The organism is Armatimonadota bacterium, from assembly GCA_017993055.1.
Lineage (GTDB): Bacteria > Armatimonadota > UBA5829 > DTJY01 > DTJY01 > JAGONM01.
Map to the genome: position 1 here is coordinate 1 of JAGONM010000044.1, position 24,798 is coordinate 24,798.

Sequence of the window (24,798 nt, forward strand, 5' to 3'; positions counted from 1 at the left end):
GGAGCGCGCGCAGAAGGCGAAGCGCGCCCGCCAGAAAGCCCTGGAAGCGCTGGCGGCATAGTGATGAAAATCAAGTCCGCGAGACACGAGCCCAAAACAAATGTACACACTCCAGCAGGAGTGACCCCCATGCCTCAGATCCGTTGCGCGAAAACCCCGATGGGAGTATACTATCTCCGTGCTGCCGCCAGGGTGCTTTGTTCTGGAGGAATCGAATGCGGAATCTCAACCTGGACAAATACCGGAAGACTCTTGAGTGTGAGCGAGATCGTCTCGAGAAAGAGACCGGGCTCATCGAGGAACGCATCAGCGACGGTGATACCGCATTCGGCCAGAGCGAACTTGCGGACTACGACAACCATCCCGGCGACATGGGGACCGAGGCCTTCGAGAAGGTCAAGGACCTGGCGTTGCGGGACAACCTGAGGGATCTGCTTGCCAAAGTGGAAGACGCGCTGAAGAAGATCGAGAAGGGCACCTACGGTGAGTGCGACCGCTGTGGGCGGGAGATATCGTCCGGCAGGCTCAACGCTGTCCCGTGGGCGCTCTACTGTGTGGACTGTCAGGACGCCATCGAGTGAAGCTGACGGCAACGCGGATCTACATCATCTCTCTGATCGTCGCGGCACTCGATCAGGCCTCCAAGCTGTTCGTGTCGTCGAAGATGCAGCACGGGGATTCGGTGTCCGCCGGGCCGTTGCATGTCACTGTCGTCCACAACACCGGCGGCGCATTCGGCCTCTTCCAGTCCGGCGCGGCGCTGCTCGCCATAGTCTCGCTTGCCGTCGTCGTCGTCATCGTCGCGTACAGCCGCCGGGTCGGCTCGTTCAGCGGTCTAGTCGGGACCGCTCTTGGATTGGAACTGGGCGGCGCTGCCGGAAACCTCGCTGACAGGCTGCGTCTCGGGTACGTCCTGGACTTCATAGATCTGCGAGTCTGGCCGGTCTTCAACGTCGCCGATGCGGCAATCACCATTGGGATAGTGTTGTTCGCCGCGCATCTCATTCTCTCCGGGAAACAGACCTGCCGGGAAGATGGCGATACTCCTCCAGAGCCCACAGAGAGGTAAGCATTGCATTCGGTTCTGTTCAAGATAGGCCCGATCCCGATCCGAGCTTACGGCCTCATGCTGTGGCTCGCCCTTGTCGTCGGGCTCTTGCGGACGCTCAGGGCGTCAAAGCGCAGCGGCATCTCCGCGGATCAGGTGATTGATATCTCCCTCTATGCCCTGCTCGCGGGGATAGTGCTCGCCCACCTGACCTCGATTCTGCTTGAGCTGCCGTACTACCTGCGCTACCCATCGGAGATCAGGGGGCTCTGGAGTGGGATGCTCTCGGATCAGGGGGGTCTCCGCGGCCTCTCCTTCCACGGTGGGTTCGCGGGCGGGCTGCTGGCGGGATGGCTATATTCTCGCCGCAAAGGGCTCTCGTTCCCGGATGTTGCAGATCTCTTCTCTCCCGGGCTTGCGCTCGGCTACGGAATCGCGCGGATCGGGTGCTTCCTCAACGGATGCTGCTACGGCTTGCCGACGAGCGTCCCGTGGGCGGTGCGTTTCGTCACCGACCCTGTGACGCATGCGCTCACGGTTCCGAGCCACCCGACCCAGATATACTCGATGCTCGCCAGCTTCGCGATCTTCGGCATCCTGGTCTGGATCGAAAGGCGGCGGCGGTTCGGCGGGCAGGTCTTCTTCAGTTACGTTGCGCTGTACTCGGTCTATCGCTTCCTAGTCGAGTTCCTGCGCAAGGGTGTCACTGCCGAAGTCGCGTTTGCCGGCCTGACCGAGGCTCAGGTTGCGAGCGTCATAATGTTTGCCGCCGCGACTGCCTACCTCTACGTCCGCTTCCGAGGCCTCCGGAGGAACTGACCATGCCGGAGATGACCGTATCGCCCGACGACTCCGGCCGCCTCGACGCGTTCCTCGTGGGTAGAGCGCCGGAGATCACCCGCTCGACTTTTCAGAGACTGATAGAGGAAGGGCGCGTGACCGTCAACGGCTCGCCCGAGAAGGCATCATACAAGGTGAGGTCGGGCGATGTCATCGCTTACTCCGTGCCTGCGCCGAAACCGGCACACGCTCAACCGCAGGATATTCCGCTGGACATCGTCTACGAGGACGAAGAACTCATCGTCATCAACAAGCCGAAAGGCATGGTCGTGCATCCGGCTCCCGGTTCGAGGGATGGAACGCTCGTGAACGCCCTCCTTGCCCACTGCAAGGGCCTGGCGTCGGTCGGCGGCGTCGAGCGTCCGGGGATCGTTCACAGGCTCGACAAGGATACCTCGGGCGTTATGGTGGTAGCCAAGAGCGACCCATCGTACCAGAGCCTGCAGAAGCAGATTCAGTCGCGAAGGGCCGAGCGGCGGTACGTCGTTCTCGTTTGGGGCGATCCCAAATGGACGGACGCCGTCGTAGACGCCTCGATCGGACGCCACCCGTCGGACCGGAAGAAGATGGCGGTTATCGAGTCTGCGGCGCACAGGTCGCGAGTGGCCGTCACCGAACTGCACGTGGCCGAGCGGTTCGGCACGATCGCTCTTGTCGAGGCGAGACTCCAGACGGGGCGCACGCATCAGGTGCGCGTCCACTGCGCCTACGCAAAGCATCCTGTCGTCGGCGATCCCGTCTACTCAGGCAATCGGCGGCTGGAGTCCGGCTGCGGGGAGTTCGTACGGGAGATCAACCGGCTGATCGGTGAGTTGCATGGGCAGGCGCTTCACGCGTTCCGGCTCAGCTTCGATCACCCGCGCACCGGCGCGCCGATGGAGTTCACCGCTCCCGTGCCGAATGACATGCAGGCGCTGGTGGACCGCCTTCGCGCCGGGTCAATAGTCCTGTAGCGACCGTGCCGGCCAGTATCAGCGAAGGAGATCGTAAGTGGCTCCCATTCCGGTCAAGATCGGTGATATCGCCACCATGAGAAAGCCTCATCCGTGCGGAAGCTTCGAATGGCAGGTTACGCGTATCGGCGCGGACATCGGCATGAAGTGCCTGAAATGCGGCCGGAGGGTGATGCTCGTCCGGAGCGAGTTCGAGCGCCGTCTCAAGAACCTGAGCAGCCACGACATACCGTGACTGATGACTGACAACTGATAATTGATAACTCTCGCCCGTTGACACTTCCTGCGCGATCTGATACCATGATCTCGCGTGCCCCCGTAGCTCAGCGGATAGAGTGCGGGCCTCCGGAGCCCGAAGCACAGGTTCGAGTCCTGTCGGGGGCGCCATGTTTGCCTGACCTCCCCGCGAAGAACCGCAGTGCTCGTCAATCCCCACTCATCTGCTCTGGTGACGGGCAGCCAGACACCTTGCAGGCTGCTCGCCCTCCGTGGTATCCTTCATCAGCCGAGCGCGTCCGAGAAGCGCAGCGGTCCATCGCAGTCTGGGGAGGTTCGACACGAGAGCTGGATTCGCTGCCATCGCCATGCTCGCCGGATTTCTGTCCGCAGCCCGCAGTGACGCTGCATCTGCGCCGGTTTTCGATCCGGCGTGGACGCCTCTGAGTCACGCCCGCTATGTGATTGCTCTGAGCGACGGAAAGGTTGCCCCGGAAATGACCGATAGGCTCTATTCCGAGAAGTACCGTCCGCAGTTCCATTTCACCGCTAAGGCCAACTGGCTTAACGATCCGAACGGCTTGGTCTACTACGCGGGCCGATACCACCTCTTCTTCCAGCACAACCCGTCCGGCACCGATTGGGGAAATATGACTTGGGGCCACGCCGTGAGCCGCGACCTGGTGCATTGGGCGCAGGTTGAGCACGCGATCCTCCCCGACCGCCTGGGCACTATCTTCTCCGGCAGCGCGGTGGTTGACTGGGACAACACATCCGGCTTCGGGACCGGCAAGGAGAAGCCGCTTATCGCCTTCTACACCGCTGCCGGCGGAACGTCGGAGGAGTCTAAGGGTCAGCCGTTCACCCAGTGTATCGCGTACAGCAACGACGGCGGAGACACGTGGATGAAGTACCCCGGCAACCCCGTCGTGCCTCACATCCAGGGATCGAACCGCGACCCGAAAGTCATACGGTACGGCCGGAAGTGGATCATGGTCCTCTACCTGGACGGCAACTCGTTCGCGCTCCTCGAGTCGAAGGATGCGAAGTCCTGGACCAGGACCCAGGATATCGAGTTCCCCGGTCGCGATGAGTGTCCGGACTTCTTCCCGCTGAAGGTCGGCGGTCGCACGAAGTGGATTCTGACGGCGGCTAACGGCGACTACTACGTCGGGACATTCGACGGCAAGCGGTACACCCCGGAGAGCGGACCGCACACCGGCGACTTCGGCGGCAACTTCTATGCCGTCCAGACTTGGAGCGACGCCCCGGACGGCCGCCGAATCCAGAGCGCGTGGATGCGCGGCGGGCAGTACCCGGGAATGCCCTTCAACCAGCAGATGAGCTTCCCGACCGATTTGAAGCTGAAACCGTTCCCCGAGGGACTGAGAATATGCCGTCTGCCGGTGCGGGAGATCGAGACCCTGCGCGAGACGGAGTGCGCCTTCAGAAACGAGATGCTCGAGCCTGGGAAGAATCTGCTCGTGGGCATCAGCGGCGACCTCTTCGACATCAGCGCAGAGATCGAGATTAAGGACGCCTCTGGGATTGAGATCAAGGCACTCGGCGAGACGATCGGCTACTCCGCGGAAGACGGGAAGCTCACATGCCTCGGCCGGACCGCCGACCTCTCGCCGGTTGACGGACGGATCAAGCTGCGGCTACTCGTTGACCGCACCAGCATCGAGGTCTTCGCTAACGACGGGAAGGTGTGCATGACCTCGTGTTTTCTCCCGACGGCTGAGCGGTCGGGGTTGTCGCTGGAAGCACGGGGAGGCCCGGCGAGGGTCCTGTCCCTCAGGGTCTACAAGCTGAGATCAGCTTGGCCCCATCGCTGAGCAGACCGGAGGTCTTTGCATGAACAGCTACCGGCAGATCATCGGCCAGGCGCTCGGGCGGGACTCGACCCGGTACTATTGCCTGTTTTCGCCTGGTCTGTGTTGACTGTTTGCCGGTGCGGTAGTAGACTTGAGTCGGGTTCTCCATGAAGATACTACTCGCGATAGTCACGCTCTTTCTCACGCTCACCCTGCCTGCGTCGGCGCAGGATGCCGTCGTGCCTCTCCCAGGCGCCACCGCGACCACGGGGATTCTGGACGGCACGAACCTCGTGCTGGTCGAGCGCACCGTGCCGGCCGGCTCGATGCAGCTGTTCCCTGCGTACGACGGTGCCTACTCAGATCCAGTCATCGTGGTCGAGGGCTTCGACCCGCAGAACAGCACGTCTCCGCTTGAGGTCTATGAGATGCTGAACGCGTGGGGCGGCGTGGACATCGCGCGTGCCGCGGGGCGCAGCGTCTGGTTCCTCGACTTCGGCGACGGCGGGGGAGCGATCACCGCCAATGCGAATCTCGTCAGTTCCGCCGTCCAGATCGCGGCGAATTGGGGAGGGCTGACAAACGCTAAGGTGGACGTTCTCGGACTCAGCATGGGCGGAGTAGTCTCGCGGTACGCTCTCGCCCGCGACGAGCAGAACGGCGGATGGTCCGATGGGCTGGTGCGTCTCTTCGTGTCGGGCGATTCCCCGCAGCAGGGAGCGAACGGGCCGATCTCCCTGCAGGAGATCGTGCTTTTCGGGAACGATCCTTCCCTGACCCCTCTGCTCGGCTGCGATGCCGCGCTCTCGATGCTCTATACGAGCGTTCGAAGCTACCAGAACAGCGGCTGCGCGCTCGGCGCGCTCCCATCGGCGACTAGTTGGACCGGCTCATCTGCCGCTCACGATTGGTTCTACGCAGGACTGAACGCTCTGAACGGCGACGGATACCCCCACAAGTGCCGGAACGTAGCCGTCGCGAACGGCAGCCTCTTGCCGCCGCCGCACAACGCTGGAGACACGATGTACACCGCCCGCACGTATCTCTCGACGATATTCGGCAGGATCAAGCTCTGCACCCAGGCGTATCCCGCCCAGCCGATGGACGTCGCCCCCGGTTCGATCGGCAGCAACTTCGCGCCGGGCAATATCCGCACCGACAGCTTCGAACTCGACGAGCACTTCATCGCGACTTTCATCCCGACGCAATCCGCCCTCGACATCAGGAGCGGCGTGTCGAAGTTCGCCAGAACGATCAACCAGAGTAGTGCAGTCGGTCACAGCGTCATAACCGCCGAGACCACCGATTTCATTCTCGAGGAACTGCTGGGTCCCGACAGGCGCTACAACCCCAAGTACCTACCCGACGCCGTTGGTGCCTCGGTCTACGGTTGGATCGTCACGGCCGTGTTCCCCGGGTCTTTCTATATCCAGTCGCCTGCGCGGTACTCCGGCCTGCGCGTCGTCTCCGGGGCGGTGGTTGCCGAGGGGGACGTGGTCACGGTCAGGGGTGAGATGTCGTCGCTCGAGGGGGAACGCAGGTTGCTCGCGTCGAGCGTGATGCTCGAGCGATCCGGCGAGATTGCGCGGCCCCTGGCGGTGGCCAACCGCTGTCTCGGGGGCGGACCGGTCGGCCCGTACACGTCTGGAGTGAAGGGGTCTGAGGGCCTGAACAACATCGGGCTGCTGATAAGAACCTGGGGCAAGGTGACTCAGATCGGCTCGGACTACCTCTATGTAGACGACGGATCGAATCTGCGTGACTGCACGTCCACCGGCGCGGAGGCCAACATCGGCGTGCGCGTGATCTGCAACCCGACCGGCTGGCAACCCGGCGATCGTCTCATCGTGACGGGGATCAGTTCGTGTTTCGAGACTCCGTCCTGCGGAATCGCGCGCCGAGTCCTCCCTACTGGTCCGATGACTCGCCTTCCATCAGAGTGACATCACCGTCCGAGCACCCCCACTCGTTGCAGGAATGCTACCCCGCGCGGCGGAAGACTCTATTGCGCGCACACAGTCTTGTCGCGCATGATCTGGAGGGATAGCCATGAGAAGAGCCGCAAGCATCGGGTTCGCTGCGTTTGCACTGGTGGCAGTCTTCTGGACGTCCGCTGAGGCTGATGTCAAGCTCCCCGCGCTGATCAGCGACAACATGATGCTCCAGCGCGACATCCCTGTGCCGATCTGGGGTACCGCATCGCCCGGCGAGCGCGTCACGGTGTCGATCGCCGAACATTCAGTCTCTACGGTCGCCAAGGCCGACGGACGCTGGCAGGTCAAGCTGCCGCCGATCAAGGCCGGAGGGCCGCTCGAGATGACGGTGAGAGGCAGGAACGAGATCAAGGTGCGCAACATCCTCGTCGGCGAGGTCTGGCTCTGCGCGGGCCAGTCGAACATGGTGATGTCGGTCAAGCAGTGCGACAACGCCGAAAAGGAGATCGCCGGCGCGAAGGACTATTCGCAGATTCGCAACTATACCGTGGAGTTGCAGGCGCGCCCCGAGCCGCAGACGGATACCGTTGGGAAGTGGGAGGTCTGCAGCCCGGAGACGGTGGGGAAGTTCACCGCCACGGGATACTTCTTCGCGCGCGAGATTCATGACACGCTCAAAGTGCCGGTCGGCATCATCCTCAGCGCTTGGGGCGGCAGCAACATGGAGTCGTTCATGCGGCTCGAAGCGCTGCAGGCGCATCCCGTTGAGGCGGCCCCGTACTTCAGGCTCTGGGAGGAGCGCAAGGCGGCCTTCCCCGCCGAGCACGAGGCCGCGCTGAAGGCTGCGGAAGAGGCCAGGGCTGCTGGCAAGCCCGCGCCGAAGATGCGGACCCTCGAAGGCCATCAGGCGCGTCCGGCCTCGATCTACAATGCCATGATCCACCCGCTCATTCCGTATGGGATGCGCGGCGTGCTCTGGGCCGGAGGCAAGGCGAACCGCGGACGCGCGCTCGAGTATCGCGTTCTCATGCCCGCCATGATTCAGGACTGGCGTAAGTCCTGGGGACTGGGTGACTTCCCCTTCTTCCTGTGCCAGATGGCGAACTGGGTCTCGAAGGACCCGAACGAGCATTGGGAGGAGCTGAGGGAGTCAATGCTCATGACGACGAAGTTGCGGAACACCGGTTTGGTGGTGGACATAGACATCGGCGATCCGAAGAATGTTCATTTCACGAACAAGCAGGAGGTCGCCCGCAGGTTCGCACTTCAGGCGAAGGCTAAGGTCTATGGAATCAACGTCGTCGCCGACGGCCCGATCTACACCTACATGACCGTCGAGGGTGGTGCCGTTCGGCTGCATTTCAGGTCCATCGGCGGCGGTCTGGCAGTCCGCGGAGGAGGAGCGCTGAAAGGGTTCGTGATCGCGGGGGCCGACCGCGAGTTCGTTCCGGCGCAGGCTCTGATAGACGGCCGGACCGTTCTCGTGCGAAGCGAGAGCATCACATCTCCGGTCGCCGTTCGCTACGCCTGGGAGATGAACCCGGACTGCAACCTTATCAACAAGGCCGGACTGCCGGCGTCGCCGTTCCGCACCGACGACTGGCCCTTCTGGCAGGGCGTTCGCGACAAGGATACTCTGGTCGAAGGGGAGTAGCCGTGCGTCTCGCCCGATGTGGGAGTTCCCGCTCAGCGATTGCGCGCGCCGTCAACCGTCCCGAACACGTGAGCGGGCATCGCCGCCCTTCCCGCTACCTTCGCAGGCGAACCAGCGCCCCGCCGCCCGGTGGAAGATCGAGATGAAGTCTCGCGCCTCCCGAGTTGCCGGACCACGATTCGGTCGGGGCATCGAAGACATCCATCGGGCCGGGCGCGGCGATGGTCGTGCTGGCAGGTTTCCGGTAGTCCAGGTTGACCACGACTGCGTGTGTAGCGCGTCGGGCGGATCGGCCGAAGTATCCGATCAGAATCTCCTGCGAGGCCGGGGACGGCAGGAAGGGGGCTCCCTTCGGCGGCGGTTGACCGCCGAGGGGCAGTGTCCCGCAGTGGTATGCGCCCAGCGACTTCAACGGCTGGAGCTTCCTCGCGATCGCGGTGAAGTCGCGGTTGATCCGGCAGAGGGCCCAGTAGAGCGGCAGTGGAGTAGTGGGGTCCTTGGGGTTCTCCCATAGCCCGATATCGTAGCGGAAGTGGGCGATGGCCTGTGCCCCGTAGGCGAGCGACGTGTATGTCAGCCACCGCAGTTCGTTCTCGTTCGGGCCGCGCCAACCTTCGGCGGGTGAGTCGCACGTCTGGATGATGTTCATGAACGGCTTCCCGGCCTCCATCGCTGCCTGACGGATCATCGCGATGTTCAGGAAGTACTGCGCGCCGTCCCCGTTCTTCAGGAAATGATAGTGGTCGTAACTGATGAGGTCGGGTTTGACCGTATCGACGAACTGCCGGAGGTGCTCTCGGTAGCGGAGTACAGTGCCGTTGTCGGTCCCGATCCCGGCGAAGTTGGTGGGATATCCGACCTTGGCGCGCTCCGCGGCGTCGTCGCTGACGCCGAGTTGCGCCGCATTGGCGTAGGTGGGATACAGGTTGATGAATGGGAGGTGGGCCGGGTCTCGCTGACGCAGGAAAGCGACGAGCTTCCCCAGTCCCGCGAATGAGCCCGCTCCGGGTTCGTCCGTGACGTAGTAGGCGTACAGCGACGGATGGTCCTTCACCCTCTCGATCAGCGCATCGAGCGCCTTTGCCTTATCCGGATCATCAATGTTGGGCGTCCCGACCACCAGCATGGCTCGCAGGCCGTGACGGTGGTAGACATCCAGGTCCTCGGGCTTGCTTGCCCACCCGAGGTTCCATCCGCCGGCGGCGAGCTGTGCGGCCGCCCGGTCGTCCAGGGCCATGAAGTCCCCGCTGCCCGGCCCGGCCCAGTAGGTGACGATCGGCTCGCCGATCTTCCATCTCGTTTCCGACTTCGCCGCCGCCGGGATCCCACATGCGGCCGTCAGCCCGATGCAGCCGACGGCGATCATGACTCTGAGCAGCATTTGTGCCTCCATCCGTCCACCGGTCGCCCGTGACACGGGCCGAGATCACTCGCTGGCATTATAGCACCACTCCGGCTTCGTCTCAATCTGATCCGTGGTGGGCCGAAGCTCCTGCACCTTCCCGGTTCGGCAGGATTATCGAGCCGCCTGTCGAAATGATGATCTTAGCAGCAACCAACCACTGCTGAGGAGGAACGATATGCCTGAACACACGCGGTACTTGTCTGGCTTCGCTCGCTGTCTGGTGCTTACAGTTGCCGTTGCCGGATGTGGCGGCGGTGGCGGCGGCATCACCCTTGATGCCAACCGCGCCGTCGTCTTCACAAAGCAGATCGCGGGCAACCCGGAGATCTACGCGATGCACGAAGACGGCACGGGACTGACGAGGCTCACGTTCAACAACAGCGTCGATAGTTACGGCAGGATCACTCCGGATCGAACCCAGGTGCTGTTCACGAGCAACCGCGACGGTAACTGGGAGGTCTACAAGATGAGCATCCTGGGAGGGATCGCGACGAGGCTGACCACCGATCCGGATTCAGACTGCAGTCCCTGCATGAGTCCTGACGGCTTGAAGATCGTCTTCACAAGGCAGGCCAGCTTTCTGTCCGTCAAGATCTTCATCATGGACGCGGACGGCGGAAACCAAACCATGCTGACTGACGAGGCAGTCTGGGATGCCTCGCCGACGTTCAACAGCGATGGAACGAAGATCGCATTCGGCACGAGTCGAGACGGTAACGACGAGATATACGTCATGGATGCGGACGGGACCGATCCCGTCAATCTGACCAACGACCCCGCTCGGGACTGCTCACCTTGCTTCAGTCCCGAGGGCACCCGGATCACTTTCGCTTCAGACCGTAATGGGGGCGTCTCCCATATCTTCATCATGGACGCCGACGGCAGCAATGTTCAGCAACTGACCAGTGGCGCAGAGGATTCGTACACCCCGGTGTTCACCCCCGACGGGCAGAGAATCGTCTTCATGAACAACTGGGAGGGGAACTCGGAGTTGTATGCTATGAATCTGGACGGCACCGGCCAGGTCAATATTACCAACAGCGCTGGAAGCGCCGACTATTTCCTCTATGACTGATGACGCGGTCGAAGGCCGGACCCGGCCCTGCATGGCGACGCACTGACTCCGCCGCCTGCAGGGCTTCTTGTTGCAGCATCATCCCGACTGTGACGCATCCTGGTGGGGCGACCGTGCGGTTCGAACCATCCGCAGGAGGAGTCTGTATTGAGCGACAGAACGAGGTTGGCGATCAACGGGGGCGAGAGGACGATCCCCGAGGGCGCGATCAGAGGCTGGCCGCCGATCGAGCGCATAGATCGCGAGTACGTCCTCGCCTCTCTCGACTCCGGAAGCCATGCCTTCGGCCCGAACTGCACCGCCTTCGAGCGGGAGTTCGCCGCTTGGAACGGCAATCGGTTCGCGATCACCACGAACAGCGGCACCGCCGCGCTCCACATGGCCGTCGCAGCCTGCGGATGCGGCGCGGGCGACGAGGTCATCGTGCCGGCTTACTCGTGGTCCTCGAGCGCCACCTGCGTGCTGCATCACAACTGCATACCCGTGTTCGTGGACATTGACTACGACACGATGAACATTGATCTCGACAGGCTCGAGGCGGCGGTGACCGAGCGCACCAGAGCCGTGCTCGTCGTTCACCTACACGGCCTGCCGGTGAACATGGACGGGGTTGCGCGGATCGCCGACCGGCACGGGCTCAGAGTCATCGAAGACGCCTGCCAGGCGCACGGCGCGAAGTTCAAAGGGCGCAGAGTAGGCCTCTGGGGTGACTGTGCGGCGTTCAGCTTCAACCAGAACAAGTGCCTCTGCTCCGGCGAGGGCGGGATGCTGGTCACGGACGATGAAGAGGTCTATGAACGCGCCAAGATGGTGTGGTCGTTCGGAGAGGCTCGTACGCCGTCCGAGGACCGGGACTACCATGCCTATGCGCTGGGATGGATGTACCGCAACAACGATCTCACGGCCGCCTTCGGCCGGGCTCAGCTCACCAGGCTCGATCGCTATCTGGAGGTGCAGCGGCGCAATGCTCACGCCCTCGCAGAGGAGCTCTCGGGGATTCCCGGGTTGATCCTTCCGGTGGAGCCCGAAGGCCGCCTGCACAACTGGTACAACTACACTCTCCGGGTTGATCCGTCGGCCTGCGGGTACTCAGGCTCCGAGACCATGTTCAGGGACGCGGTCATGGCCGCCGTCCAGGCCGAAGGCGTTCCGGTGGGCATCTGGCAGCGGTTCACGCTGCCCGCGATGACCGTATTCCAGGCGCGAAACGCATACGGCAGAGGCTGCCCGTGGGAATGCCCGCACTCCGGTCCGGTATCCTATGATCCGGGCGATTTCCCGGTAGCGCAGAGGCACTGCGACACGCACTTCGGGATGACCGACCCCCTGCGCGCGCCGAACGATAGGTCCGTCGCCCGGCTGGTGGGCATGGCGATCAGGAAGGTCTTCGAGAACCTGCGCGATCTCGACATCCGGGAGACCGCGGGAGGCCAATAGACGACTCCGGTTGCGAGCTATGCGTAGTTCCCCTCCCTGCGCCAGACGTCGAGCATCAACTCGTATCGCGCCAGCCTCATTCCTGTGTAGATGCAGTTGCTCGTAGAGAAGACGTATCCGCCGCCGGGCATCCCGCTCTTGAGGGCGTAGCGGGCCGACTCGATCACTTCCTCGTCCGTGCCCGTGTCGAGCTTCCCGCAGTTCACGTTTCCGATCAGGCAGACACGGTCGCCGTATAGCCGCTTCACCTCGGCGATATCTACGCCCGCCTGAGGGTCAATCGAGTGCAGCGCGTGTGGATTGCTCTCCACGAGCTGGTCAATGATCGGCATGATGTTTCCGTCGGTGTGCTTGATGACGTAGAATCCCATGTCGCGGTAGCCTCTGGTCAGTCTCGTCAGGTATGGGGTCACGAACTGGGCGAACTGGCTCGGGCTCATAAAGGGTCCGGTGTTGAGGCAGTAGTCCGCGCAGAGGGCGAACCCGTCCAACCCGCGTCCGACGAACCGCTCGGCGTTCCGAAGTGCGCCGTCTACCATCGCCTGCGCGTCTGCCTTCATGCCGTCGGCGTCGTCTGCCATCCGCAGGCTGAAATCCACCATGTGGCTGCCGTTCGGGATGCCGTACGTCGCGTCGCCGTGGAGCATCAGGAAGTACTTGTCACCCGTCTTGTCGCGAATTATGTCTATCAGCCTGACGATCTCATCGAAGCTCCCGGGATTCGGGTGCAGGAAGATGGCGTCGTGCTCGAAGCGCTCGGCCATGAGGATGTACGAGTTCGCCATGTCCTCACGGTGTAGGCGGCGCTCCTTCTCCTCCATCTGGTCCCACTGGCCGTAATGCCTTTGTGACGGATGCACCTTGCCGAAGGCTTCCATCGTGAGGAAGAACACAAGCTCGAAGTGCGGCACTCGTCCATTGACCTGCCCGCCCTCGAGCGTGGTGATGAAACGTTCCCTGGGTGTCATTGTCTGTTCTCTCTATCCATGATCTTCCACGCCTTGTTGATATAGAACCGGTAGTTCTCCAGTGGAGTACCGTTGGGGATTCGATGGTCGAGTCCCAGTATGCATCCGCCGGTTTTGACCATCGGTGGAATCTTGTACTCCAACTCCGCTTCGATCTCCTCCGGGCCCCGCCTGATGACGTGCTTGTCGATCCCGCCCCAGAACGCCAGCTTCGTGCCGTATGCTCGGCGCACCTCCACGATGTCCATCCCGGCGGCCGGCTCCATGGGATACATCACGTTTACTCCCGCCTCGATGAACGCCGGGATGACTGGGTTCATGTCTCCGTCCGAGTCCTGGCTGAAGAGCCGCGCGCCCCGGTTCCGAAGCATGTCCCAGATACGCCGGTAGTACGGCTTGATGAACTCCTTGACCTGCTTCGGCCCGACCAGAGGTCCGCTCTTTCCGGCGAGGTCCTCGTGTACGCTCAACTCGTCTACCGGCACGACCGACGACACCCGCTCGAGCACCCTGAACGCCGTGTCGCCGATCGTCTGCAGGATGTCGTGGATCAACTCCGGCTGTGTGTAGAAGGCGACGCACAGTTCTTCCTCGCCCATGAGCTGCCGCGGCTCGTCGAATCCGCCGGGGATGCCCGCCATCAGTGCCCGCCCGGTTTGGAGGTGTTCGCGCGCGACCTGCTCCCAGTTCACGTCGAGCCGCTCCTCGGAGAACTCGTAGTGGTGCTTGACCCGCAGCCAGTCGTCCATGCACTTCACCGGCCAGTCGAGCGGGAGCGGCAGGGTGGAATAGCCCTTCGAGAGCTTCATCGTGCGGCCCATGCGGTCGCGCGTGATCCTGAAGTCGTCCGTCTCTTCCAGGACCTGCTCGGGGTTTCCGCCGATCCAGCCGGTGTTGACGGGGAGTCGCCCTCTCATCGGCGCGCGGAACCTGAAGGCCGAGAGGTTGAGTTCCCCGGGCGCAGCTCCCTGTTCCGCCCACTCCTCCTTGAGGCCGATCAGCGGGCCGAAGATCTCGGTGAACAGCGGGCGGTCGTTCGCCTGGAATGTCATGTAGTCCAGGTACTCCTCCCGCCGCACGGTCTTCTCCACATTGATCGCCAGAGATGCATGACTGACCGGCGTTGCCCTTGCCATCAGTATCTACCGTACTCGTTGACCGCTTGGATCATCGCCTCGATGTTCCGGTCAGGCGTGTCGCGCCCGCACTGGTCGCCGGTGGAGAGTATGAACGATCCCCCTTCGGCCGCATCTTCGATCGCCTGCCTCGATGCGCGGATCACGTCGTCGTACGAACCGTGGAGCATCACCTCAGTCGTGTGGAGGTTGCCCTTCAGCACCAGTCGGTCGCCGTACCGGGTCTTCAGATCGGCGAGGTTCGAGTCGCCCATCGGGGGCACCTCCAGCGGGTCGATCACGTCGAGTTCGGTCTCTTCGGCGCATATCTTAACGAGCGCCGTCTCCGGCCCGCAGGAGTGGATGTGGCTCACGATGCCGGCTTCCTTGCAGAGTCGCGTCACTTCCTGCACGATCGGCAGCGAGACGTCGCGGAAGATGTCCGCGGTCTGGAAGATGAGCGTCCCCGAGCCGCCGCAGCTCACGTAGTCCGGGCGCGCCTTCATCTTGCGGATGTTCTCGAAGCGCCGCTTCGACGCCTCGAGGATCAACCTCGACCGCTCGCGGACGGCCTCGCGGTTGTCTGCGTACTCGTAGATGCCGTCCTCGTTCCCGACGACGACGCTCGTGCCGCAGGTGATGCCGACCACGCCCGCGTCGCCGAGCATCTCGTAGGCCGTGGCGAACAGCTCCTCGCCCTGAGGCCACTGCTTGACCCCCTCGATCGGCTCCCATCGGTCGGGTGCCTCGGGCAGGCCGAGCTTACTGAAGTGGACTCCACCGCTCGGCGGATTCGCCCTCTGGTATACCGTCGTGTGCGGACACCACGTCCGCTTCCCGTCCTCCTCGAAGAAGGCCCGGGTCACGATGTGCTCGTGCGTGCGCTCGACGATGACATTGTGCCAACGTGGATCGGGCGGCTGAATCTCGTCGGCGAACGCGATGTGGACCTGGTAGTCGAGGAACCCGTCGAAGCCGAAATGCTTCACGGCGTCAATGTAGGCCACCCAGAGCGGCGGGTCCTGGTAGAGGTAGATGTCCCAGAACGGCTTCCCGGTCAGGCGCGCGGGGATCATGTTCGACATGTCCGGCGCGACCGGCACTCTGTCGGCCGCGCCGTGTCTCATCGTCTTCAGCATTCGTTCCTTCGGGGTCATCTCTGCTTGTCCTCGAACAAGTCGCCGACCTGCGTCGGCAGTTCCACTCGTTCGACCGGGGTCCAGGCGTTGCACTTCGGGCAGTAGACGTCCGTGCCGATCGGAGCCGCGCAGAGGTGCCTGTGGCACCGGTGACAGTGGACGTGCTGCATCTCGAGGTTCTTCGGTCGCCCGCCTGTCGGCTGTCTATCCGAGTCGCACATTGGTCCTATGTGTCCTATACGTCCCATGGGATCTATGCTACCAAAGGCCGAGTTGATCCACTGGATCACCGCCGGGGCAGTTCTCGATCTGCTCGCAGAGGTCCGCGATGTTCGCACCATGGTCGAGCCGGACCGCCCCGCCGGAGATCAGTTCATCGGTCCCGGGGCTGCCCGGGACCGCCATCACGAGCCTTCCCTGCTTCTTCGCCTTCGCGGCCGTGTCCAAACTTCCGCTCTTGATGCCCGCCTCGACCACGATCACGCCGAGGCTGAGGCCGCTGATGATCCGGTCGCGCGCCATCAGGTTGCGACCCTGCACCGGCGTATTCGGGTGCAGCTCGGAGAGGAGCGCTCCCGACTCCAGGATTCGCTCGGCCAGCATCTCGTTGCTTCGGGGGTGAATGTGCCGAATACCCGAGCCGAAGACCGCCAGAGTCCGCCCGCCCGCGTCCAGCGCGCCCTCGTGGGCCGCGGCGTCAACGCCGAGCGCGAGTCCGCTTACTACCGTGAACCCGCATCCCGTGAACTCGCGTGCAAGCCTGCTCGCGAGCGCGATGGACTCGTCCGAAGGCTCGCGTGTGCCGATGATCGCGACCGCCCGCTCGTCGTCGCCGGTCAGCGTGCCCATCACGAAGAGAATCGGCGGCGCGTCGTCGGCCTTGCGCAGGTTCGCCGGGTAGTCGTCCGAGTCCCATGTGAGTAGTCGGATGCCCTCGCTCCTCAGGTCGCACAGTTCGTCCTCCAACTGCTCCAGGGGCGCGTTCCGCATGCCTGCGATCATTTCCGTCGTCATGCGAGGTATCAGTGACAGCTCTTCTTCTTCGGCGTCGAACGCCGCGGGAATCGAGCCGAACCGTTCGATCAGCCGCTTGGCGGTCCTCCCGCCTATGCCCGAAACGGTGCTGAGCGCGAGCCAGTAGACTTCATTCATCGTCGTTTCCGTTCATTCGCAACCGTATCCGTGAGGGCGAAGCATTGGCTGCTGACGACTTAGACATATCGGCCATCGGAAGCCGATGCTTCGCCCCTGTCCTGTAGATTGCGCAGGTCACGCGTCCGTGTGTATCGTTCTTGTCAGGGTCAGAACCGCGATGCGCTGTGCGCCGGCGCGGCGAAGCGCCCGGCTTATCTCCTCCAGGGTCGCCCCGGAGTCGTAGAAATCGTCAAGCACGAGGACCCGCTTGTCCTTGACGTCATCGGCGGCGTCGAACGCCCCCGCCACGTTAGCCTTCTTCTGGGCGAGCGATCGCATCTCCTTCTGCGGTTCGGTCTCTCTAGTCCGGGAGATCGCGCTGCGAACGGGAATCCCGAGTCTCGCCCCGAGCGCGTCGGCAAGCGAGCGCACGTGATCGAACTCCTTGGCCGACGACGGAGGTGCTGGTGTGATCACGTCGGCATCCGCCAGTTCCCGATGTTCGGCCATGAGAGACAGTATTAGTTCGACCAGCGGTTGCAGCGCCGAGCGATCCTGACGGTACTTCAGGCGGTATGCTAGCTCGCCGATCTTGCTCCGCGCCCACTGGTCCCCGCTGAACCCGCTGTGGAATCCGAGCGCCCAGCCGACTTCCCACGGCCCCGCAAGCGGTTTGGGATGTGCCCGGGAGAGGTAGCTTGCTACAGAACGATGCGCGTCTCCCTCCGGTCTCAACGGCCTCTCGGGCAGGGCGAGGCTGATCGGCCGGCGTTCCCTGAGCGCCGTCATCCCGAGCGGAGTCAACTTCAGCACAGGAAGCGTGCCGCCGATCATCCGGATATACCCCTCCGAGATCAACTCGTCCGCGAGATTCCTTATGACCGACTGGGGTATCCCGGACAGCTTGCCGTAGTTCGGATTGAGGTTGTGGCCGAACTGCAGGATGTCGGCTGCGCGCGACCCGGCCAGCACCTGCGCGAGCTTCGACCGGCCGAGGTCCCGCGACGCCCGGTCGAGTGCGTCCAGAATGATCAGTGCGATCGTGTGGCCCTCATCGGTCGGATCGTCGTAGTCATAGACGGTCGCCTGCTTCCCGATGCAGTTGTCGCAGCAGGACGGTGCGTCTGCAGGCTCCCGATCGCCGAAATGCGCCAACAGTATTCGGCGCCTGCACGATCCCGACTCCGCGTATGAGACCATCCGCGACAACTGATCCAGCCTGTGCTCTCTGTGCTCGGCCGCCGCTTGATCCACTTCACTGAGAGCCTTCTCGTCCCACGGGTTGCACCGAAGCAGCATCCGCGTTCCCGAATCGCCGAGCCGCTGGATCATCCCTGCCGACTCCAACTGCGCGAGTGCCAGTTTCACCTTCACGTCGCGCAGACCCGTCCTGAGAGATATGTCCTCCTGCGCGAGCCAGCCCTCGGGTCTCGCGGCGGCGGCCGCCGCTCCGTAGACCACCCAAAGCTCGTCCCAGCCCGGCGAGTCCTGGCTGATGAACCACTCGTGGAGGGCGCGGTCTTTGGGAGAGTAGATCAGGGCCGCCTTCGCGGGTTCCCCGTCCCGGCCTGCCCGTCCGGCTTCCTGATAGTACGCTTCAAGCGCTCCCGGCACCGTGTGGTGGATCACCATCCGCACATCCGCGCGGTCAATCCCCATCCCGAAGGCGTTCGTGGCCGCCACCGTCCTTAGCCGCCCCGCCATGAAATCCGTCTGCACCTCGGTCCGGGCGTCCGACTCCATTCCTCCGTGATACGGACGCGCCTCGGTCCCCGCCGCCGAAGTCATGAAGTCCGCCAGTTCCTCGGTCTCGCGGCGCGTGCCCGTGTAGACGATCAGCGATCCGTTCTTGCGCTCGGACAGTAGGCTGTGAAGCACTCTCAGCTTGGCTTCCTCGTCGGCCGCATAGCGGACGACGAAGGTCAGGTTGGGGCGGTTGAAGCCGGTGATGATCTTCTCGCAGGGTTGCAGTCCCAGCGCTCTGACGATATCGGCCTGCACCGCCGGAGTGGCCGTCGCAGTCAGAGCGGCCGTGGTGGGATTGCCGATCCGGGCACGGGCGGCCCCGATCTGTAGGTAGTCGGGCCGGAAATCGTGCCCCCAGTGAGAGATGCAGTGAGCCTCGTCCACCGCCAGCAGGGATATCTGAGTCCGCGCCAGCGCCTCCATGAACTGCGTGCTTCTCAGCCGCTCGGGGGCAACGTAGACCAGCCGATACCGCCCGGCCTCCATGTTTCGCGTTCTCTGAACCTGCTTGTCGGGGGCGACCGTGCTGTTGATGAGAGTGGAGTGGATGCCCTTCTTGTTGAGGCCGGTCACCTGGTCGCGCATGAGTGATATCAGCGGTGAGATCACCAGCGTCGTTCCGGGTAGTTGCAGAGAGGCCAGCTGGTAGATCAACGACTTCCCCGCGCCGGTCGGCATCACGACCAACGCGTGCCTCGCCGCCAGCAGGTGCTTGATCGCCTCCTCCTGACCGGGGCGGAAGGAGTCGAAGCCGAATGCCGAACTCAGGGCTCCGCGCAGGTCTTCCGTCATTCGCTCTGTCCGAGAGCGGCGGGCGCTCGCGACTTTCCGGCGAATCCCGCCAGCGCGATGATAGTCAGCAGGTAGGGGAGCATCAGCATGAACTCCGAAGGAATGACGATCCCGCCGATCGCCTGCCCCTGAAGCCGCATCTGGAGCGCATCGAAGAACCCGAAGAAGAGAGCTGCACCCGCCGCGCCGTATGGCGTCCACCTGCCGAAAATGACGGCCGCCAGCGCGATAAACCCCCGGCCGCCCGACATGCCCTCCGTGAACATGTTGAGCTGTCCGAGCGAGAGGTAGACCCCCGCCAGGCCGCCGAGGATTCCGCTGCAGGTGACTGCCGAGTACCTGACCAGGGTGACCCTGATGCCCACGCTCTGCGCCGCCTCGGGATTCTCGCCCGCTGATCGGATGCGCAGTCCGAGTGGAGTGGCGAACAAGACGAAGTTCAGACCGACGATCAGCATGATCGCGAGGTAGAAGAGCGCATTCTGGTTGCTCAGTATCGGGCCGACGAGGGGGATGCGCCACTCCGGCATACCGTTGACCGACGGCGACCCGCCGACGCTCTTCATCACGTAGCGCAGGATGTAGGTCGTCAGCCCGAGCGCGAGGATGTTGAGCGCCACGCCGCTCACGATGTGGTTCAGCCGCATCTTCTGGGTGAGCAGTGCGTGAGTTAGTCCCAGGAGTCCGCCTGCCGCCATGCCGAGGAGCACGCCGACCCACGGGTTGCCGGTCAGCATCGAGCCGAGCATCCCGAAGAACGCGCCCACGAGCATCATCCCCTCGAGCGCGATGTTGACGACGCCCGACCGCTCGGAGAGGACGCCTCCCAGCGCGGCGAGCACCAGCGGCGTCGCCAGCCTCAGCGTGCTTCGCATCAGTTCGGTGTCTAAGATGTCACCCATGGTCCCCTCTCTCAGGTTCACCGTTGCCCTGCCGAGCCCCTCCAGTCACCCTCGTTGTTGGCCGCTCTTCCCGCCGCGGTCGCCTCCTAAGGCGATATGGTTGAGTTTGTTTGTGCCGACCGCCGGTTTGGCATGAATCTTGCAACTCAGCCGTAATATGCCATGCGCTTGCCAACATACACATCTCGACGCTGGCAGACCGACTGCAAAGATGTGGTGTCGGCGAAAGGAGGAATGTAGATGATGAGAGCAACCATAGCCGTCTTGCTGGCGCTCGTCGCTCTGCTGAGCCTGGCCGGTCCGGCTAGAGCGGATGCAATCGCCAACGCGAGTTTCGAGACCGATGCCGCCTGGACGGCCGGCATCGCAGACCCTGACGGCAAGTACAGCGCCTACTACACCACGAGTTGGGCCTCCGAAGGGCTCAGGAGTTTCGTGCTCCACAGGGGCACAGGGACCGTCACCGCCGGAGCCTACGCCCAGATCTCCCAGACCGGCGTCAATCTCACCGGTGCCACGAAGCTCATCTTCGACTGCCAGGACACCGGCATAGACGTCGTTCCGTTGCGTTTCATTGTTGACGATGTCAACATAGTCGGCACGTGGCAGAACAACGGCTGGCCCGGAGGTCAGGGCTCGGACTGGGGCCACACCGCAGTCACCACCGGCATCGAGATTCCGCTGGGGGCGGCCTACCCCGGTCTGCACAAGCTGACCATACAGATGTGGAATCCGGCATCACACTGGCCTGCCGATCCGAAAATCTACTGCATAGACAACCTGCGCACTGATGTAGTCCCGGAGCCGTCTTCGCTCTGCGCCCTGGCGATGGGTCTGCCGGCTCTGTTGGTCCGCAGGAGGAAGCGATAGGGCGCTTCCGACGCGTACCGTCGTCTATCGGCGCACTCGGGACCGTCGGCATGTCTTGTTCTTCGGATGCCGCCGCATGGCCCTGAGCGCGCCTCTGACGGTGGTTCGAACGACCGTCTCTAGTCGCGCTTCCTCTTCCGTTTCGCATCGAGTAGACGGGACGAGAGGGTGGCGTCCTCGGATGCTGGCTTCGGCTCGGACGGGGATGCCTGTGCCGGCCTCTGTCCGGGCTCGGATGGTTGCCGAGGCTGGGATCCGGGCGCGATCGCCTCGGTCTCGATGTGCACCTTCTTGACCGGTTCCCGTTCCCTCTTTGCGCGCAGCAGGCTCGATACGATCTCAGGCCCCTGCTCCGCGGCCGGTCCGGCCCTGCGCCTGATGCGGAGCGCCCGGATGAACTCGCGCGCCCTGTCGTACTCCTCCATGAACTGCTGAGACGTGATCGTGATCCGCCTTACCGCCACGTCGAGCGGGAGCAGCACCGCGGCCAGTATTACGAGCAGCCGCCAGAGGTCGTTGTATGCCCGCGACCGACGGAACTCTTGGGTGAACACCTCCGACGGCTCAGGATCGAACCTCCCGCGCGTCTCAGACGCGATCTGCCTGAGGAGCGCGGTGTTCGGCGCGATGTCCTTGTACTCGGGCGGGTAGGGGATCGTGACGACGTTCACGTCCGGCGAGGTCTGATCCTGGTCGCGTCTCACCACATTGACGACGTAGCTGCCGACTTCGCGCGCGTCGAAGGCCGCCTCGTAGCGTCCCGGGCCGGTCTGCTCGATGGCGAGTTGCTTGCCCTTCATGCTCGGACCGACGACCGAGCCCTTGAAGTCGAGCTGATTCAGGAAGTTGCCCTTGTCGTCAACCGCGTCAATGGTCACGCTGCCGACCCCGTTCTCCACCTCAACCACCGTCTGGAAATCGGTCGGCGGGTTCTTTCGCATCGTCGAGCGGAGCACCTGGGCCCAGAATCTGCCGTAGTCCGGCCAACTGACCCAGTGTGACGACCAGCGTGCCTTGCAGTCGGAGGTGAACGCCGCCGACTTCCCGAGCCCGTACTGCCAGGTCGCCAGGATAGGGTCCTTGTGCTTCGAGATCATCGAGACGCGCGCCGTCGGCTTGGGGCTCGTCGTCACGTACCCGAGCAGCGCGGGGACCGCCGTGATGCCGGACAGTTCCGGGCTCGACGGGTCCATAGTCGGGACGAACGGCTCCTCGACGATCAGGGACTTCGAGACCGTCATGACGTCCTTAGTGAAGATCGCCTTCAGGTCCGACGCCCTCAGCGTGAGGTAGAAGTTGCCTCGCCCCGCCGCCGCGACGTTCTTGAGGAACGGCACGTGCGGGCCGTCACCGATCGCAACCGCCGTCACTGTGATCTTCTCGCCCGCCATCTGCTTGGCCAGCGGCACCGCCCCTTCCTGGTCGTCGCAGTCAGCGCCGTCTGCCAGCAGAATGATGTGCTTCTGCCGAGTCCGGCTGCTTCGGATCATATCGTACGCCATCCGCATCGAAGGGAAGACCGCGATCCCTCCGCCCTCCGCGCGGATCGTGGAGATCTGCTCGTATATCGGCCCCTTCTCCTTCGCCGACTGGAGTTTGACCGCCGTGACTGGGCTCGTGTGGCAGACGATCACACCCACGTAGTCTATCGGCTGGAGGAGTTTCACCACCGCCGCCGCGCCGTCGTTCGCGAGTTGCATCTTCGTCATTCCGCCCTCGGACGCGCCCATCGAACCGGACTTGTCCATCACCACGACCACCGACAGCGACGGGAGCACCTTGGTCTTGCGCACCGACGTGTCAACCGGCAGCGCCTTCTCGACCGGCGTGTCGAAGTAGCCGCCCGCGCCGAAACCGTCCTCGCCGCCGATCATCGTAAATCCGACCCCCAGGTCCTTCACTCCCGACTCGATGAGCAGCATCTGCTCGGCCGACATTCCGAACGCCGGGACGTCGGAGAGCACCACCATGTCGTAGCCCCTGAGGTGGGCGAGCGTGCTCGGGATCCCCGATCGGTCGCGCGCCTCGACTTCGATGTCGGACCGCTTTAGCGCCTCGGCGAGGTACTTCGCCTGGCCCGGTACGCCCTCCACGTAGAGCACCTTCGGCTTGCCTTTGACCATAGAGTACGCGAGCGCGGTGTTGTTCTGCATCCGGGTGTCCTTCCCGCACTCCAGGATCGCCTCGAACTCGTAGCTCCCCGGCTTGTCAATGGACTGCTGGAACGTGAGGACGCTCTTTCCTTTCGTGAGCTGCACGCCCTTGACGCCGACCGGGACGCCGTTCCGCAGGAGGCGAATCTGTGCCGCGACCGCTTCCTTGGCAATCGCCACCGCCTTGAGGTCGAAAGGTTCGCCGACCTTCACGCCGCTCGGACACACCATCTTGTCGAGCAGAACCTCGTGCGGGAGTTCATTGGCGAGCGGCACCACGTCTACCGACACGTCGTTTGAGTTGATCAGCATCGCCTGCTCGATTGCCTTCCCGCGGGTCTCGTTCCCGTCGGAGAGGAGCACGATCTTCTTCGCGCACTTCTCCGGGAAGAGTGCGAGCGCGAGGCCCAGCGCCTGAGAGATGTCGGTGTTGCCCGTCGAGGGGATCGAGTAGATCTTGTCAACCTTCGGGATGTTCGTAGGCGCCAGTTCGACCGACGCATCGGCGCCGAAAGCGATCACGCCGACCAGGTTCTCGCTCTTGAGTTGCTTCAGCGCGCGGTTGACGTATCCGAGCGCCGCCAACTGCTTCTCCTTCGGCACGCTGTCCGAGACGTCCATCACAAACACCACGCACCGCTGGGAGACGTTCTGGACCGTCCGCGCGCCGGCGAGTGCGAAGACGAGCATGAAGATGATGAGCGATCGCAGGACGAGCGCGAGCCTCGACCTGAAGCTCGACAGGTCGGCCAGGCTGTGCGCCGCCATCCGGTACGTGAAGTACCCCAGCGGTATCAGAGTCAGCAGCCACAACGGCTTGGTGAACTGGATCATATCCGCCTGTGATACGCATACCACTCGAACGTCAGGAGCCCCAGCGCGAGCAGCACCAGCGGCCAATAGAACTCCCGGTTCGTCTGAACCGGCTTTCCGGTAGACGCGAACTTCTTGCCGCCGACCGAGAAGGCCTCCTTCGGTTCCGTCGCTGACTCCTGCATCGAAGCCAGATTACACGCGAACTCACGCTTGATGCCCTTGCCGGTCACGTGGTAGACACCCGCGCGCTCCGTGTCGTCGTAGATGACCGGTGTCTGCGTGACCTTGATCGCCTGCTTCCGTCCTGTCGGGTCGGTGACCTCGATCTCCGACACGTTCGTCGGCACGTCTATGTACATCGGTTGGCCCGTTCGGATGCTCTCACCCGCGTTCGAGGCCTGAGCCGGCACCAGCCAGTCGAGGCAGTTCGTCACGAATATCGGGAAGCCGACTCTGAGCGGGAAGTCGCTGTCGAGCAGGCTGAACGAGAGCTGGACGAAGTTCCGGCCGCCCTTCGATCCGGCGACGGCGAGCACCCCACCCGCGCTCTCCACCAGTGTCGTCGCCCAGTTCGTGGGTGAGAGACGATGCGCCTCCGCGACCTGCACGTTCCCGAAGTCGACGTACCGGCTCACCGGATGATCCCGCGCGTAGTCCACGATCGAGGGGCGCTGGAGCATTTCGCCGGCCTGCGCCGGCCCCTGAGAGCATGCCGTGTCGATCAGCAGGTATCCGCCCTGCGGGAGGCTTGCAGGCGGCGTGACTCCATCGAACACGACCAGGT

Annotated in this window: 21 protein-coding genes and 1 tRNA gene; 12 read left to right on the forward strand and 10 right to left on the reverse strand. The window is 63.4% G+C overall.

Annotation, left to right across the window (positions count from 1 at the left end):
• Window positions 1-215: 215 nt before the first annotated feature.
• The 9 genes from KBC96_13485 (at window position 216) to KBC96_13525 (ending at window position 8,462) form a co-directional block, all read left to right on the forward strand.
• Entirely contained in the window at window positions 216-581 is a 366-nt protein-coding gene (locus tag KBC96_13485) for a TraR/DksA C4-type zinc finger protein (GenBank protein MBP6965404.1), read from the forward strand.
• Complete coding sequence (gene lspA / locus KBC96_13490; protein ID MBP6965405.1) at window positions 578-1,069, forward strand: signal peptidase II; 492 nt, start codon at window positions 578-580, stop codon at window positions 1,067-1,069. Before KBC96_13485 ends, lspA begins: the two co-directional genes overlap by 4 nt.
• Before the next feature lie 3 nt (window positions 1,070-1,072).
• The gene (gene lgt, locus KBC96_13495; protein MBP6965406.1) at window positions 1,073-1,867 is read left to right on the forward strand and encodes a prolipoprotein diacylglyceryl transferase; all 795 of its coding nucleotides are present in this window, start codon (window positions 1,073-1,075) and stop codon (window positions 1,865-1,867) included.
• A gap of 2 nt (window positions 1,868-1,869) precedes the next feature.
• Window positions 1,870-2,841 (forward strand): RluA family pseudouridine synthase, encoded by a 972-nt coding sequence (locus KBC96_13500; GenBank protein ID MBP6965407.1) that lies wholly within the window; start codon window positions 1,870-1,872, stop codon window positions 2,839-2,841.
• 37 nt (window positions 2,842-2,878) lie between these two features.
• Complete coding sequence (locus KBC96_13505) at window positions 2,879-3,076, forward strand: DUF951 domain-containing protein (GenBank protein ID MBP6965408.1); 198 nt, start codon at window positions 2,879-2,881, stop codon at window positions 3,074-3,076.
• Window positions 3,077-3,153: 77 nt separating this feature from the next.
• Window positions 3,154-3,228: transfer RNA gene (locus KBC96_13510), tRNA-Arg, on the forward strand.
• A gap of 326 nt (window positions 3,229-3,554) precedes the next feature.
• On the forward strand, window positions 3,555-4,895 hold the full coding sequence (locus KBC96_13515) for a glycoside hydrolase family 32 protein (protein MBP6965409.1): 1,341 nt from the start codon (window positions 3,555-3,557) through the stop codon (window positions 4,893-4,895).
• 146 nt (window positions 4,896-5,041) lie between these two features.
• Window positions 5,042-6,817, forward strand: coding sequence for a hypothetical protein (locus tag KBC96_13520; protein MBP6965410.1), 1,776 nt, complete (start codon window positions 5,042-5,044; stop codon window positions 6,815-6,817).
• A gap of 106 nt (window positions 6,818-6,923) precedes the next feature.
• Window positions 6,924-8,462: a sialate O-acetylesterase gene (locus KBC96_13525; protein ID MBP6965411.1), complete on the forward strand. Its 1,539-nt coding sequence runs from the start codon at window positions 6,924-6,926 to the stop codon at window positions 8,460-8,462.
• Window positions 8,463-8,556: 94 nt separating this feature from the next.
• Here the strand turns inward: KBC96_13525 and KBC96_13530 are convergent, their stop codons facing one another.
• Window positions 8,557-9,843: a hypothetical protein gene (locus tag KBC96_13530; GenBank protein ID MBP6965412.1), complete on the reverse strand. Its 1,287-nt coding sequence runs from the start codon at window positions 9,841-9,843 to the stop codon at window positions 8,557-8,559.
• A gap of 199 nt (window positions 9,844-10,042) precedes the next feature.
• On the opposite strand from KBC96_13530, the gene KBC96_13535 reads away from it, so the two are divergent.
• Both KBC96_13535 and KBC96_13540 read left to right on the forward strand, forming a co-directional pair.
• Window positions 10,043-10,942, forward strand: coding sequence for a PD40 domain-containing protein (locus tag KBC96_13535; protein ID MBP6965413.1), 900 nt, complete (start codon window positions 10,043-10,045; stop codon window positions 10,940-10,942).
• 147 nt (window positions 10,943-11,089) lie between these two features.
• Window positions 11,090-12,379: a DegT/DnrJ/EryC1/StrS family aminotransferase gene (locus KBC96_13540; GenBank protein MBP6965414.1), complete on the forward strand. Its 1,290-nt coding sequence runs from the start codon at window positions 11,090-11,092 to the stop codon at window positions 12,377-12,379.
• A gap of 17 nt (window positions 12,380-12,396) precedes the next feature.
• Here KBC96_13540 and KBC96_13545 read toward each other — a convergent pair whose 3' ends face one another.
• The 7 genes from KBC96_13545 to KBC96_13575 form a co-directional block, all read right to left on the reverse strand.
• Window positions 12,397-13,347, reverse strand: a complete 951-nt coding sequence (locus tag KBC96_13545) for a hypothetical protein (protein ID MBP6965415.1) — start codon at window positions 13,345-13,347, stop codon at window positions 12,397-12,399.
• On the reverse strand, window positions 13,344-14,483 hold the full coding sequence (locus KBC96_13550) for a hypothetical protein (protein MBP6965416.1): 1,140 nt from the start codon (window positions 14,481-14,483) through the stop codon (window positions 13,344-13,346). The genes KBC96_13545 and KBC96_13550 overlap by 4 nt, the downstream gene beginning before the upstream one ends.
• Window positions 14,483-14,968 (reverse strand): hypothetical protein, encoded by a 486-nt coding sequence (locus KBC96_13555; GenBank protein ID MBP6965417.1) that lies wholly within the window; start codon window positions 14,966-14,968, stop codon window positions 14,483-14,485. Before KBC96_13555 ends, KBC96_13550 begins: the two co-directional genes overlap by 1 nt.
• A 647-nt stretch (window positions 14,969-15,615) precedes the next feature.
• Window positions 15,616-15,822: a hypothetical protein gene (locus tag KBC96_13560; GenBank protein MBP6965418.1), complete on the reverse strand. Its 207-nt coding sequence runs from the start codon at window positions 15,820-15,822 to the stop codon at window positions 15,616-15,618.
• Between the two features lie 37 nt (window positions 15,823-15,859).
• Complete coding sequence (dprA, locus tag KBC96_13565; GenBank protein MBP6965419.1) at window positions 15,860-16,753, reverse strand: DNA-processing protein DprA; 894 nt, start codon at window positions 16,751-16,753, stop codon at window positions 15,860-15,862.
• Window positions 16,754-16,870: 117 nt separating this feature from the next.
• A complete protein-coding gene (locus KBC96_13570; GenBank protein ID MBP6965420.1) occupies window positions 16,871-19,273 on the reverse strand; it encodes a RecQ family ATP-dependent DNA helicase in 2,403 nt (800 codons plus the stop codon).
• Window positions 19,270-20,175: an ABC transporter permease gene (locus KBC96_13575; protein MBP6965421.1), complete on the reverse strand. Its 906-nt coding sequence runs from the start codon at window positions 20,173-20,175 to the stop codon at window positions 19,270-19,272. Before KBC96_13575 ends, KBC96_13570 begins: the two co-directional genes overlap by 4 nt.
• 240 nt (window positions 20,176-20,415) lie before the next feature.
• On the opposite strand from KBC96_13575, the gene KBC96_13580 reads away from it, so the two are divergent.
• Window positions 20,416-21,045, forward strand: coding sequence for a PEP-CTERM sorting domain-containing protein (locus KBC96_13580; GenBank protein ID MBP6965422.1), 630 nt, complete (start codon window positions 20,416-20,418; stop codon window positions 21,043-21,045).
• 119 nt (window positions 21,046-21,164) lie between these two features.
• Here the strand turns inward: KBC96_13580 and KBC96_13585 are convergent, their stop codons facing one another.
• Window positions 21,165-24,032: a VWA domain-containing protein gene (locus tag KBC96_13585; protein ID MBP6965423.1), complete on the reverse strand. Its 2,868-nt coding sequence runs from the start codon at window positions 24,030-24,032 to the stop codon at window positions 21,165-21,167.
• On the reverse strand, window positions 24,029-24,798 hold a 770-nt coding region (locus KBC96_13590; GenBank protein ID MBP6965424.1), incomplete at its 5' end, for a hypothetical protein. The genes KBC96_13590 and KBC96_13585, both read right to left, overlap by 4 nt.